The 13,389-nt window shown below is 67.2% G+C and carries 9 protein-coding genes; 7 read left to right on the top strand and 2 right to left on the bottom strand.

Annotated elements, in window-relative coordinates; all coding sequences use genetic code 11:
* Positions 1-49 precede the first annotated feature (49 nt).
* The 4 genes from LL962_RS11595 to LL962_RS11580 all read left to right on the top strand — a co-directional run bounded on the left by LL962_RS11595 (position 50) and on the right by LL962_RS11580 (position 4,988).
* Positions 50-1,513, top strand: a complete 1,464-nt coding sequence (locus LL962_RS11595; RefSeq protein WP_228316996.1) for a DNA-3-methyladenine glycosylase 2 — start codon at positions 50-52, stop codon at positions 1,511-1,513.
* Entirely contained in the window at positions 1,510-2,052 is a 543-nt protein-coding gene (locus LL962_RS11590; protein WP_228316995.1) for a methylated-DNA--[protein]-cysteine S-methyltransferase, read from the top strand. The genes LL962_RS11595 and LL962_RS11590 overlap by 4 nt, the downstream gene beginning before the upstream one ends.
* Positions 2,053-2,089: 37 nt before the next feature.
* Entirely contained in the window at positions 2,090-3,394 is a 1,305-nt protein-coding gene (locus LL962_RS11585) for an alkaline phosphatase family protein (protein ID WP_228316994.1), read from the top strand.
* A 214-nt stretch (positions 3,395-3,608) separates the two neighbouring features.
* Positions 3,609-4,988, top strand: a complete 1,380-nt coding sequence (locus LL962_RS11580) for a chloride channel protein (protein ID WP_228317043.1) — start codon at positions 3,609-3,611, stop codon at positions 4,986-4,988.
* Between the two features lie 133 nt (positions 4,989-5,121).
* Here the strand turns inward: LL962_RS11580 and LL962_RS11575 are convergent, their stop codons facing one another.
* Together LL962_RS11575 and LL962_RS11570 are read right to left on the bottom strand one after the other, a co-directional pair.
* A complete protein-coding gene (locus tag LL962_RS11575; protein ID WP_104587346.1) occupies positions 5,122-5,304 on the bottom strand; it encodes a 30S ribosomal protein THX in 183 nt (60 codons plus the stop codon).
* 165 nt (positions 5,305-5,469) lie between these two features.
* Positions 5,470-5,886, bottom strand: coding sequence for a MerC domain-containing protein (locus LL962_RS11570; protein ID WP_104587345.1), 417 nt, complete (start codon positions 5,884-5,886; stop codon positions 5,470-5,472).
* Between the two features lie 162 nt (positions 5,887-6,048).
* Here LL962_RS11570 and LL962_RS11565 point away from each other — a divergent pair, with 162 nt between their 5' ends.
* From LL962_RS11565 to LL962_RS11555, 3 genes are all read left to right on the top strand, one after another.
* The gene (locus LL962_RS11565) at positions 6,049-8,115 is read left to right on the top strand and encodes a TonB-dependent receptor (RefSeq protein WP_228316993.1); all 2,067 of its coding nucleotides are present in this window, start codon (positions 6,049-6,051) and stop codon (positions 8,113-8,115) included.
* A 372-nt stretch (positions 8,116-8,487) separates the two neighbouring features.
* Positions 8,488-10,869, top strand: a complete 2,382-nt coding sequence (locus LL962_RS11560; RefSeq protein WP_228316992.1) for a TonB-dependent receptor — start codon at positions 8,488-8,490, stop codon at positions 10,867-10,869.
* Positions 10,870-11,624: 755 nt separating this feature from the next.
* Entirely contained in the window at positions 11,625-13,388 is a 1,764-nt protein-coding gene (locus tag LL962_RS11555; protein ID WP_228316991.1) for a S8 family peptidase, read from the top strand.
* Position 13,389 lies beyond the last annotated feature (1 nt).

Genomic DNA, 13,389 nt, shown 5'->3' with positions numbered 1-13,389 from the left:
TGTCCGAAAACGGCCAGCCGGCACCAGGACGAGGGCATAGACTGGCGCCATGCAGACCCTCATGCCCGATCGGACCCAATGCGACCGCGCCCGCCTGGCGCGCGATGCACGCTTCGACGGGCTGTTCTTCACCGCCGTGCGCAGTACCGGCATCTATTGCCGCCCGGTGTGCCCGGCGCCAGCGCCCAAACCGGCCAACGTGAGTTATTACCCCACCGCCGCGGCAGCCAGCGCGGCCGGCTACCGGCCGTGCCTGCGCTGCAGGCCGGAACTGTCTCCGCAGGCGCAGCAGCATCTTGGCGAAGAGAGCGTGCAGCGTGCGCTGGCGATGATTGCCGAAGGCGTGCTGCAGGAGCAGCCGGTACAGGCCCTGGCCGATGCCGTCGGGGTCAGCGCGCGGCAACTGCAACGGCAGTTCGTGCAGCAGCTCGGCGCCACGCCGATCCAGGTGTACGGCACCCGCCGGCTGCTACTGGCCAAGCAGTTGCTCACCGAAACCGCCCTGCCGGTGACCGAGGTCGCCCTGGCGGCCGGCTTCAACAGCCTGCGCCGGTTCAATGCGGCATTCCTGGAGGGCTGCGGGATGCCGCCATCGGCATTGCGCAAGCAGCGCGCCGAGGTGCCGGGCGGCGAGCTGACGCTGCGTCTGGGCTATCGGCCGCCGTTGGATTGGCCAGCCATGCTGGCCTTCCTGCGGCGCCGGGCGATCCCGGGCATCGAGCAGATCGATACCGCCAGCTACCGCCGCGTGATCGGCACGCCAGGCAACGCCACCGTGATCGAGGTCGCGCCGGCACCGCAGCGCGCCGAACTGCTACTGCGCATCGGTGCCACCGATCCGCGCCGGATTCCGCAGATCGTGCGCCGCGTGCGCCGGCTGTTCGACCTGGACGCGGATCTGCAGGCCGTGCACGCCACGCTGGCGCCCGAGCCGCTGCTGGCCGAAGCGATCGAACGGCGACCCGGCCTGCGCGTACCCGGCGGCTGGGATGGCTTCGAGATCGCGGTGCGCGCGGTGCTCGGCCAGCAGATCAGCGTCGCCGGTGCCGCGACGCTGGCGGCGCGGCTGGTCGAACGCCATGGCGGGCGACACGCCGACATGCCGCCGGGGCTGGATCGCAGTTTTCCCACACCGGAACAACTCGTTCATGCGCCGCTGGAACAGCTCGGGTTACCGGGCGCACGTGCCGCCACGTTGCGTGCGCTGGCCTCGGCCTGCGCGCAAGGCCGGCTGCAGTTCGGCGCCGGACAGCGCCTGTCGGACTTCGTGTCCGCCTGTACCGCCCTGCCGGGCATCGGGCCGTGGACTGCGCATTACATCGCCATGCGTGCGCTCTCGCATCCGGATGCGTTTCCGGCCGGCGACCTGATCCTGCAGCAGGTACTCGGCGCACCGCTGCGGCTGAGCGAACGCGCCACCGAGACGCGCTCGCAGGCCTGGCGGCCATGGCGCGCCTACGCCGTGCTGCACCTGTGGCATCTCGCCACCGACCTGAAGGAATCGCGCCCATGAGCACCGTGCATTACGACACCTTCCCATCCCCGATCGGGGCACTCAGCGTTGCCGCCGACCAGACCGGCGTGCGCCATATCCTGTTCGCGCAGAACCGCTACGACGCGGCCGGACGCGCACGCTGGGTGCACGATCCGGACGCGGCGCTGGTGCGCGAGGCACGCGAGCAGTTGCTCGATTATCTGCATGGCGGGCGACGCCAGTTCGACCTGCCGCTGGCGCCTGCCGGCACGCCGTTCCAACTGCAGGTCTGGCACACGCTGGCGCAGATTCCGTTCGGCCGGACCTGGAGCTATGCGCAGCTGGCGCAGGCGGTGGGCCGGCCGGCGGCCAGTCGCGCGGTGGGCGCGGCCAACGGCCGCAATCCGCTGCCGATCGTGCTGCCCTGCCACCGCGTGATCGGCGCCAATGGCGCCTTGACCGGCTTCGGCGGCGGCTTGCCGACCAAGCAGGCCCTGTTGCAGCTGGAAGGCTGGTCGCCACGGCAGCTCGCCCGCGTCGGCGATCTGTTCGCCCAGCCGCCCGCCCCGCCGCGCTGACTTCGCGACGTCATCGCTGCGCCGTACACTCGCCGGCATGATCGAACGACGTCTTGTGTTTGCCGCAGCCGCCATAGCCCTGCTCGCGGCCTGTACCAGCCAGCCCCCGCAGCGCAGCGCAGCAGTGCAGCCAGGCACGGCCCCGGCGCCGATGGCACCGCCACCGGACGGCGCGCCGCACACCTTGCTGCTGATCTCCATCGATGGCCTGCGCGCGGACATGCTCGATCGCGGCATCACACCCACGCTGTCTCTGCTCGCCCACCAAGGCGTGCGTGCGCGCTGGATGACACCGTCGTATCCCTCGTTGACGTTTCCCAACCACTACACCCTGATCACCGGCCTGCGCCCGGACCATCACGGCATCGTGCACAACAGCATGCGCGATCCGGCGCTGGGCACTTTCTGGCTAAGCAAGCCGGAAGCGGTGGGCGATGCGCGCTGGTGGGGCGGCCAGCCACTGTGGGTGGGCGCAGAACGCGCCGGCCTGCATACGGCCACTTGGTCATGGCCGGGCAGCGAAGCCGCGATCCAGGGGGTACGTCCGACGCATTGGCGCCATTACGAAGAAGGCGTGAGCATGCAGGCGCGCGTGGACGCGGTGCGGGCCTGGCTCAAGGCCGCCGGCAGCGCCCGCAACCGGCTGGTCACGCTGTATTTCGAACACGTGGACGAAGCCGGCCACGACCATGGCCCGGAGTCGCGCGAGTACGCCGACAGCGTACGCGCAGTGGATGCCGCCATCGGCACCTTGCTGGACGGCATGCAACGCGACGGCACCCGCGCACGCACCAACATCTTCGTGGTCTCCGACCACGGCATGGCCGAAGTGCCCCCTGGCCACGCGATCGGCGTGGAACGCATGGCGCCGCCCGCCCTGGCAACGGCAGTCACCGACGGCCAGGTCATCGGCTTCGAACCACGACCCGGACAACAGGCCGCCGCCGAGGCGCGCCTGCTCGGCGCGCATGCGCAATACGACTGCTGGCGCAAGGCGGAGCTACCGGCGCGCTGGCATTACGGCAGCCATCCACGCATCCCTCCGATCGTGTGCCAGATGCACGAAGGCTGGGATGCCCTGTTCCCGGAAAAACTGGCCAAGCGCCCAGCGCAAGGCATGCGCGGTTCGCACGGCTTCGATCCGGCACTGCCGTCGATGCGCGCGGTGTTCCTGGCGCAAGGCCCGGATCTGGCGCAGGGCAAGATCCTGCCGGGCTTCGACAATGTCGACGTCTACCCATTGATGACGCGCCTGCTGGGCATCGACGCCGCGCCCAACGATGGCGATGCGGCGGTGTTGCTGCCCGCCTTGCGTGTGCAACCTGCCACTGACGGGAGGTAGCTGCGCGCAGGCGTGCCGATGATGTCGGAAGCCGTGGCACCAGGCAGCGACCGCGGGATCGCGCGATCGCGCCAGATGCCGCGCAGGGCGGCAGATGCGCCTGCGCCGCAACGCCGAAGGCGCACGGCCTGTCCCGCGCCCTGGCCTTGAAGTGCCGTGCGCAGGCGTGTCGCTCCACCCGGGCTACGCGGCCGATACCGCCGCTCGTCCAGGAATGTGGGCTGCTGCAGACCGGGTGACGGCCAGGCAATGCGACAATGCCGCGATGTCCGGTTCCGATTCCTCGCCGCGTCGCCTGCGGCCGCTGTTGTCCAGCGAAGGCTGGCGCCGCCGTGCCGCGCTGTGGGGCGGCGCGATCGCCGTGGCACTGGTGGCGATCGTGTTCGCCAAGGCCAGCGATGCGGCCTTCCATCTGTTCCAACGCATCGTCGCGCACTCGATCTGGTGGGCCTTGTTGCTCACCCCGGGCATCTTCGCCCTGCTCGCCTGGCTGACCTCCGGCGCGTTGCGCCCCACCCGCGGCAGTGGCATTCCGCAGGTCATTGCCGCGCTGGAGCACCCGGACCCGGCGTTTCGCGCCACCAATCTGTCGCTGCGCGTGTCGGTCGGCAAGCTCGTGCTGACCACCCTGTCGCTGCTGGGCGGCGCATCGGTCGGCCGCGAGGGCCCCACCGTGCATGTCGGCGCCAGCCTGATGCATGTGTTCGGGCGCTGGTTCGGCTTTCACGATCCGCGCGAACTCTCGCACTTCCTGCTGGCCGGCGGTGCGGCCGGCATTGCGGCGGCCTTCAACACGCCGCTGGCCGGGGTGGTGTTCGCGATCGAGGAATTGAGCGGCCGCTTCGAACACCGCTTCTCCGGCACCCTGCTCACCGCCGTCATCGTCGGCGGCGTGGTGTCGCTGGGGCTGCTGGGTAGCTATACCTACTTCGGTAAGGTGACGGTGGAACTGCCGCTCGGCAGTGCCTGGCTGGCGATCGCCCTGTGCGGAAGCGTGGCCGGCCTGCTCGGCGGAATCTTCGCGCGGCTGGTGCTGGCCAGCGTCGGCGGCAGGCCGCGCTGGCTGGGCGCGTTGCGCCAGCGCCATCCGGTGCTGCTGGCCGCCGCGTGCGGGCTGGCGCTGGTCGGATTGGCGCTGGTGTTCGGGCAAGGCGCCTTCGGCACCGGCTACGAACAGGCGCGCAGCCTGGTACAGGGGCATGCGCAGGTCGGCCATGAGTTCGGCCTGATGAAGCTTTTGGCCAACCTGGTGTCGTACCTGGCAGGCATCCCGGGCGGCCTGTTCTCGCCGGCCCTGGCGGTGGGAGCCGGGATCGGCCACAACCTGTCGGCGCTGATGCCGGGCGTGGACCCGCGCACCTTCGTGTTGCTGGGAATGTGCGCCTATCTGACCGGGGTGACCCAGGCGCCGCTGACCTCGGCAGTGATTTCGCTGGAGCTCACCGACACCGGGCAGATGCTGCTGCCGATCCTGGCCACGGTGCTGATCGCCCGCGCGGTGTCCGGTCTGGTCTGCAAGACCCCAATCTACCGCGGGCTGGCCGAACAACTACTGGCGCCATCCGCCGCCCCGCCAGCCCATGACCAGCGATGAACCGAGCCTCACACCGGTCGAACGACTCCCGGCACGCCTTCTGCCGCACCAGCGACGGGCGGGCGCAGGAACGACGGGCATAAAAAAACGCGGCGCAGGCGCCGCGTTCTTCAAGTCGCACAGTGGGCTGGAATCAGCTCGCCTTGGCAACGGTCTTCTTGGCGACAGCCTTCTTGGCCGGCGCCTTGACCACGCCCTTCTTGGCAACCGGGGCGGCGGCACCCACGACGACCTTGCTCACCGCGTGCGAACGCGAATTGCCGTAGCTGGAATTGTAGCGCTTGCCCTTGGCGGTCTTGCGGTCACCCTTACCCATTTCGTCGACTCCTGAATGTGAAAACAAAGTCCCGTGCTGAAGCACGGGTCTGGCGAGGTTGCGCCGGCGGCGCCCTCGCGCAAGGCCGGCAAGCCTATCACGTCGGCCCGCGGGCGCGCAGCCCGCTCGACAACCCCGACACCCACACCAGCGGCAGGCTGTGGCTCAGTGCGCGCAGCGCGCGTCGTGCACGTGGGAATGGCTGTGGTTCAAGCGCAGGTTGACCAGATGGGCAATACCCACCAGCGCGCCACCCAGGGTCATGACCACCGCATGCGGCACCACCGAATGATGCAGGGGCTCGTACAGCAGGCCCAGCCACAACAGCCCCAGGCCAGGCAGCAGCAGGGCCAGCGCGTGCAGGGCGCGATGGCGACGATAGCCCAACACCAGGCTGAACAACCCGAGCAGGGTCACGAACACCACGATGGTCCGTTCGACCCCGTCTCCCAGCCAGAACGACAAGCCCAGCGAAGGCGCCAGCGCCAGTACCAGCGGCAGCACCGCGCAATGCACCGCGCACAGCAACGAGCCGGTGGCACCGAAGCGATCGAGCAAATGGCGAAGTGTTGGCAAGGACATGACTTCCAGCAGGGGATCGCGGCGACCTGGAATAATATAACATCTTCCTTGTTCCAGACCCGCACCGGTGCATCGCGCCCGTGTGGTGTGTGCCGTCGGCGCCGCAGGCTTGTTGCGCCATTCCATTGATACACAGTAACAACTTATCGAGTCCGGTTCGCCATGTCCCCCAGCCTTGCTTCCCCGCTCCGCCGTTCAACCCTCGCGCTGGCCCTGGCCAGCGTGCTGATTCCCGCCCTGGCCATGGCCGAGGACAGCCCGGTGCCTGCCGATCCGCAGACGCCGCCCGGCTCCGACAACCGCCATGACGCCTCGCCTTCCAGCGGGCGCCACATCAAGGATCTGGACAAGGTGGTGGTCACCGCCAGCCCGCTGCGCGACGCGGCCGGCGACTTGAGCCGCCCGGTCGAAGTGCTGGCCGGCGCGCGTCTGGACGAGGTGCGCACCTCCAGCCTGGGCGAAACCGTGTCCAGCCTGCCCGGCGTGCAAAGCTCGAACTTCGGGCCAGGCGTCGGCCGGCCGATCATCCGCGGCCTGGACGGTCCGCGCGTGGCGGTGCTGCGCGACGGCCTGTCCACCCAGGACGTGTCCACCGTGAGCCAGGATCATTCCCCGGCCATCGAACCGTTCCTGGCCAACCAGATCGAAGTGCTGAAGGGCCCATCGACGTTGCTGTACGGCTCCGGCGCGATCGGCGGCGTGGTCAACGTGGTCGACGGCCGCATCGCCGAGACGCCGGTGGACGGCTTCAATGGCCGTGCCGAAGTGCGCTTCGACGGCGGCGACAAGGACGGCAACACCGACATGTTCCGCGTCGATGCCGGCAACGGCAGCGGGCTGTCGATCCATGCCGACGGCGTGTACCGCAACCAGAACGATTACGACACCCCGCGCGGGCGCCAGCTCAACAGCTGGATCGACAGCAAGGTGGGCTCGGTCGGCGCGTCGCTGGCCGGCGACTGGGGCTTCGTCGGTGTGTCGGCATCGCGTTTCCGCGACAACTACGGCAATCCGGGTGAGCCGGGCGACCCGTCGATCGGCGAGCGCGGCGTGTCGCTGAAACTGCAACAGGACCGCTACGACCTCAAGGGCGGGCTGACCGACCCGTGGGGCGACGGCAGCGCGCTGCGCTACAGCTTCGGTCACACCGACTATGCGCATACCGAATTCGAAGGCACTGAAGTCGGCACCGTGTTCTCCAAGCGCGCCAACGAAGGCCGCGTGGAAGCGTCGTTCACCTTCGGCGGCGGCTGGCAAACCGCATTCGGCCTGCAAGGCAGCGATACCACCTTCCAGGCGATCGGCGAGGAATCCTTCGTCCCCAAGACCGATACCCGCTCGCTGGGCGCCTTCGCCGTGGCGCGCAATAGCTGGGAGCGCGTCACCGCGGAGGTGGGCGCACGCGTGGACAAGGTCAAGTACCAGACCGACATCGGCGTGGAACGCGACTTCACCCCCACCAGCTTCTCGGCCAGCGGCGGTTTCCGCTTCAACGAGCAATGGCGCCTGACCGCCAACCTGGACCACGCCGAGCGCGCGCCGGCCGAGGAAGAGCTGTTCGCCAATGGCCCGCATATCGCCACCCTCGCCTTCGAGATCGGCGATGCCAACCTGAAGACCGAAAAGGCCAACCAGGCCGAGCTGGGTTTGAACTTCCAGAACGACTGGGTGGATGCCAAGGTGGCCGCTTACTACAACCGCTACAACGATTTCGTCTACATCGTCGATACCGGCGGGCAGTGGTTCCACGAAGAAGACAACGACTTCCTGCCGATCCGTCAGTGGACCCAGGCCGATGCGATCCTCCACGGGTTCGAAGGCGAAGCCACCTTCCACCTGGCCAACAACGACACCGGCGCCTGGGATCTGCGCATGTTCGGCGACACCGTGCAGGCGCGGCTGAAGGACGGCGGCAACCTGCCGCGCATCGCTCCGGGCCGGTTCGGTGCGCAGTTGCGCTGGGATGCCGAACAGTGGCGGGCCGCGGTCGGCGCTACCCGCACGATGAAGCAGGACAAGGTGGCGGCGAACGAAACGCCGACCGACGGTTACACCTTCGTCGATGCACACCTGGCCTACCACGTGGACCATGGCAGCAATGCCTGGGAAGTGTTCCTGGACGGCAACAACCTCACCAACCAGGACGCCCGCGTGCACACCTCCTTCCTCAAGGACGACGTGATGCTTCCTGGCCGCAGCGCCTCGTTCGGCGTGCGGATGTTCTTCTGACGGCGGACTCTCTCCCCCGCCGACTGGAAGCTGAGGCCGCCTTCGGGCGGCCTTTTGTTTGTGGCCGATGGAGGCGGCGACGCTCGCCCCATGCGGCCGCGACTGACCGCGTATTGGCGCACGTGTTGCGATGTTTCACTGCCCGTATGCCCGTACGGAAAGGGGGCTTCGACATGCGCCCGCCGCCGGCACAGCTGTTGCGCCGCACAACGTTGCGCTGCGCTTCTGCGGTAAAAGATGGGTGCACTGCGCTGACAGGGGGCGCATGCGCGCGCAGTTACTGCGTGCACATGCGCGTGCACTGTCTGCCGCTGCCTGCATCGACCGCACGCGCCACGGCAGTCCTTTCGCGATGAGACAAGGAGCTTGCGCATGCGTTCTTCCGTAACCCGCTACACCCTCTCGCTCGCCGTTGCCGCCGCGCTGCTGGCACCGGATGGCCGCGCCCAGACCGTCACGCCAGCCTCCGGCGATCAGGACGCCACCACGCTGGATGCGGTCATCGTCAGCGGCACGGCGCGTTTCAAGGGCCTGGCCAAGCGCGATGCCAGTTTTTCGATCACCACGGCCAGCCCGGAGCAGATCCAGCAGGCGGTCCCGCAAAGCACTGCCGATCTACTGAAGATCGTGCCTGGGGTGTGGGCCGAGCCGAGCGGAGGCGGCACCGGTGCCAATATCTTCGTGCGCGGCATGCCCTCCGAAGGCGATGCGCCGTTCGTCACCATGCAACTGGACGGTTCACCGCTGTTTCCGCCGCCCACGCTGTCGTTTCTGGAGAACTCCACCCTGTTCCGGGTGGACGACACGGTCGAGCGCATGGAAGTGCTGCGTGGCGGCTCCAGCCCGATCTTCTCCAATGGCCAGCCCGGGCTGACGGTCAACTTCATCCAGAAAAAAGGCCAGGACCAGCCGGAGGGCAGCGTGCGCCTGACTGGCGGCAACAACGCATTGCGTCGTATCGATGTGTTCAACAGCGGCCCGATGGGCAACGGTTGGTATTACAGCGTGGGCGGCTTCTTCCGCGAGACCGACGGCGTACGCGATCCACAGTTCTCGGCCGACAAGGGCGGCCAGTTCAGCGCCACCTTGAGCAAGCGCTGGGACAGCGGCGAGCTGTCGTTCTACGCACGCCATACCGACGACAACAACGCGTTCTACACCGCCATCCCGCTGCTGTCGCGCAACAACGGCAACGATCTGTCCAGTTTCCCCGGGCTCGACGCGCAGACCGGCACCCTGCTCGGCCGCGATTTCCGTCACGTGGATCTGCTGGTCGGTCCGAACGGCCAGACCCTGCAGCGCGATCTGGCAGACGGACGCGGTGTGAACATCGATGTGTTCGGCGGTGAGTTGAATTGGGAAACCGGCGGCTGGACCGTTGCAGACCGCTTCAACGTGATGAGCGGCAGCGCGCCGACCTATGCACTGTTCACCGGCGATGCGCCACTGCGGTTGAGCGACTTCATCGCCGGCTATGGCAGCGCCGGAACCGCGCGCTACACCAACGGCGGCGGCGTAGTGGATCCCGATCAGCAGGTACTGGAAGCCGGCTGGTGGTCGGTAGACAAGCGCCTGAATTCCTTCACCAACGATCTGCGCCTGAGTCGCGAACTGTTTGCCGGCAACACGCTGACCGTTGGCGCGTACTACGCCAGGTATTCCTCCGCAGATACCTGGTACCTGGGCAATACCATGCTGCTCACCGCGCAGAACAACGCCCGCCGCATCGACGTGGACCTGGCCGATGGCCGCCAGGCCACCCGCCAGGGTTTTACCAGCACCGCCTTCTTCAACCTGCGCGCCGACTACGACGGCGAGAACCTGGCGGCCTTCGTTGCCGACGAATGGGAACTCAATGCGCGCCTGCGCCTGGATCTGGGCGCACGCTACGAGCGCCAGAGCGTCACTGGCGATGTGCACGATACCAGCACGGTGGATCTGGACGGCAACCCGGCCACGCTCTACGACAACGCCACCTCGCTGGCATTGGCGACCACGCGCCGGATCGATCAGGACGATGAAGCGTTCTCGTGGACGGCAGGTCTGAATTTCAAACTCGACGACAGCAACAGCCTGTTCGCGCGGGTCAACTCCGGGGTGAAGTTTCCCGGCTTCGACAATCTGCGCGACGGACAGAATCGCGTACAGGAAGTGGACCAGTACGAGCTGGGCCTGAAATCCGGTGCCAGCAGCTACGACCTGTATCTCACCGCGTTCTACAACACCTTCAAGAACTCGCCGTTCCAGGCCTTCCTGTCCAATGGCGAAAACTTCACCGCCGTCGGCGACTCGCGCGCCCGCGGCCTGGAAGTGGAAGGCGCCGTTCGCCCGTTCGGTGGCTTCGAACTGGCCGGCACTGGCGTGTGGCTGGATGCGACGTACCGCAACTACCGCGAGTTCACCGGCAACCAGGTGATGCGCCAGCCCAAACGCCAGTTCCGCATCACGCCCAGCTATTACTGGATGCTGCCGTTCGGCGATCTCAAGGTGTTTGCCACCTATTCCTACATCGGCGATCGCTTTGCCGACCTCGCCAACAACCAGCGCCTGCCCTCCTACGACATGCTGGATATCGGCGCCAACCTGCATGTGGGCGAGCATTGGGAGGTGACCGCCAGCGGCAGCAACGTGACCGACACCCTGGGGTTGACCGAGGGCAACGTGCGAGTGCCCGGAGCCGCGACCGGCGGGGTGTTCATGGGCCGGCCGATCGCCGGGCGGCAATACCAGATGTCGGTGGCCTATCGCTGGTAACGGCTGGAAACCAAGGCGTACGCGTGGCGGCCAGGCGCCGCTGCGCCATCGCCGCAACATAGCGCCGGTCCCGATCGCGATGACGACGCGTTACCGGCCCGCCTGTGACTGCTCCTACACCACTGCGCCCATGCGGTAATGCAGGCGGCAACGGAACTCGGGCGCCCATATGCGAAGCGTTTCGACGCTTGGCGATCGTTTCTACGAATCGAAGGTGATCGAATCATCGCGTACAGCCGCCTGGATTCCACCGTAAAGCGCAGTTGTCGATGTCATTCGGCATGCCCGGGTACAAAGCGGGTGAGCGGTCACACGCGAGTCACATTTCACCTGCCTTGCATCTACCGCATTGGCCTTTTCTAATCGATTCGCTGTCGGCGCTGCCGCGCTGCCAGCATCGGTCGCGCGCAGGCGCACAGGGGGCCGATCGATAACCCACCGCATCCGCACATCGTCTCGGGCAGATGCGCCTGTTGGCTCTCAGGGAGAAACGGACATGACTCCTGATATTACTGCTTCGCACCCTTTGCCGCCTGACGCGGCGTTCCACCCTGCACGACATCGGCGACCGCGCACCTTGCGCTCTCCCAATCCCTGATAACAGGAACTGCGGCGACCCCGCACCCAGTCGATACGCGTGTTGGTCCCGGCAGGTAGCGCCTGTCCCCATGGACCGAACCACTGACCGATCCGGCGATCGGCCAGACGACTGCGCGTGTCGTTCACCCATGCTCATTTCGATAGGAATCGAACGGATGAATCTTTTTCGCAAGCGACACCTCACGCTGTTGATCGGCATCGCGCTGATCGGCACGCCGGCGGTCCACACGCTGGCCGCGCAACCGGCCATCACCGCAAACGGCGGCGCAAGCGATCCACTGCTGCGCTACCAATGGCATCTCTCCAACCAGGGGCAGGCGGTCATCGGCGACACCAGGCCTGTGCCCGGCATCGACATGGACGTGGACATCCTCCACGGTCTCGGCATCCGCGGCCGCGGCGTGCGCGTCGGCATCGTGGACGACGGCCTGGAGCTGCGTCACGAGGATCTGGCCGCCAATATCCTGCCGAACGGCTCGTACAACTTCGGCGACCGCTCGCACGACACCACGCCCAGCGATCCCCGCAACGGTCACGGCACTGCGGTGGCAGGCATCGTTGGCGCGGTGGGCTGGAACGGGCGCGGCGGACGTGGCATCGCACCCGAAGCCCTGCTGGCAGGCTTCGACAACCTCGCGCGCCAGTCGTCCAGCACTGATGCAGCAATCCGCTACTCGTGGGGCGACGGACCGGAAGCGCGCAATATCGACGTCTTCAACAATAGTTGGGGCAGTACGCTATTTTACTATCCCGACTTTCCGGTGGAAGAGCAACGCTCCTGGGAAGCGCTGATGCGCTCCACGCGGGGCGGCCTGGGTGGCATCTACGTCAAGTCGGCGGGTAACGGCTTCCAGGACGCCTGGGAATTGGACGCCAATGGGAACGAGGTCAACCTGTGCAGCGAGACCGCGCGCTCGGCGGGGGTCGGCTGCGTGCTGGTCAATACCGAACCCCACGACAACCTTCCAGGCACGGTGGTCGTCGCCAGCGTCAACGCCAAGGGCGTGCGCGCGTCTTACTCCTCGGCCGGGTCCGCCGTGTGGATCTCCGGTCTGGGAGGCGAGTACGGGTACCAGCGCAGGTTCTTTCCCAACCCGCCGGCATCGGCGTCCCCATCGCTCTTCGATCCTGCCATCGTCACCACGGACCTGAGCGGCTGCAGTGCAGGTTACAACCCAGCATTTGGCATAGTGAACGCACTGGCTGGCAGTGGTTCCCGGATCGACCCGTCGTGCAACTACGACGGCACCATGACCGGCACCTCGGCCGCCGCACCTACCGTCTCGGGGGTGGCCGCCTTGATGCTGAGCGCAAATTCCAGGCTGACCGCGCGCGACGTGAAATACATCCTGGCCAAGACCGCGCGCCCGATCGACCCGTGGCAGCCCGCCGCGACCTACCAGGGAAGCGTGATCGACCCGGGCTGGATCACCAACGCGGCCGGCCATCGCTTCAGCAACTGGTACGGCTTCGGCCTGGCCGATGGCGCCGCGGCGGTGTACGAGGCGGCCCACTTCAAGCCGCTTCCGCCGCAGCGCGATACGCAGTGGCTGGCATCCACCGCGGCGGCAAGCCCGATTGGGGGGCCGGCGCGACCAGCACGGCAACGGCTTCGGATCACGCAAGCGATGCAGGTCGAAGGCGTACAGCTTTCGCTCGCCACCTCGCACCGCAACCCGACCAATCTGCGCGTGGTCCTGATCTCGCCGAGCGGCACACGCAGCTACGTGGTCACGCCGTTCTCGGTGCTGGATCCGGAGACTTACGCAAGGACCGGGTTCTACATCGACCTGACCTCCAGCAACGCGTTCCTGGACGAAAGAGCGCAAGGTGTCTGGACCCTGGAGGTCACCGACATGAGCGCGCCGCAGACCACCGCGACGCTGCAGAACTTCAAACTCCGCATCCTGGGGCACTGAT

The organism is Xanthomonas sp. NCPPB 1067, from assembly GCF_020783795.1.
GTDB classification, from domain to species: Bacteria; Pseudomonadota; Gammaproteobacteria; order Xanthomonadales; family Xanthomonadaceae; genus Xanthomonas; species Xanthomonas melonis.
Note: the sequence above shows the minus strand (reverse complement) of the source record. Positions and strands in the feature narration are given on the sequence as shown.

Excerpts from the sequence above, each read along its gene's own strand:
- LL962_RS11575 (WP_104587346.1), bottom strand. The coding sequence starts at position 5,304 with ATGGGTAAGGGTGACCGCAAGACCGCCAAGGGCAAGCGCTACAATTCC.
- LL962_RS11560 (WP_228316992.1), top strand. The coding sequence starts at position 8,488 with ATGCGTTCTTCCGTAACCCGCTACACCCTCTCGCTCGCCGTTGCCGCC.
- LL962_RS11595 (WP_228316996.1), top strand. The coding sequence starts at position 50 with ATGCAGACCCTCATGCCCGATCGGACCCAATGCGACCGCGCCCGCCTG.
- LL962_RS11570 (WP_104587345.1), bottom strand. The coding sequence starts at position 5,886 with ATGTCCTTGCCAACACTTCGCCATTTGCTCGATCGCTTCGGTGCCACC.
- LL962_RS11555 (WP_228316991.1), top strand. The coding sequence starts at position 11,625 with ATGAATCTTTTTCGCAAGCGACACCTCACGCTGTTGATCGGCATCGCG.
- LL962_RS11565 (WP_228316993.1), top strand. The coding sequence starts at position 6,049 with ATGTCCCCCAGCCTTGCTTCCCCGCTCCGCCGTTCAACCCTCGCGCTG.
- LL962_RS11590 (WP_228316995.1), top strand. The coding sequence starts at position 1,510 with ATGAGCACCGTGCATTACGACACCTTCCCATCCCCGATCGGGGCACTC.
- LL962_RS11585 (WP_228316994.1), top strand. The coding sequence starts at position 2,090 with ATGATCGAACGACGTCTTGTGTTTGCCGCAGCCGCCATAGCCCTGCTC.
- LL962_RS11580 (WP_228317043.1), top strand. The coding sequence starts at position 3,609 with ATGTGGGCTGCTGCAGACCGGGTGACGGCCAGGCAATGCGACAATGCC.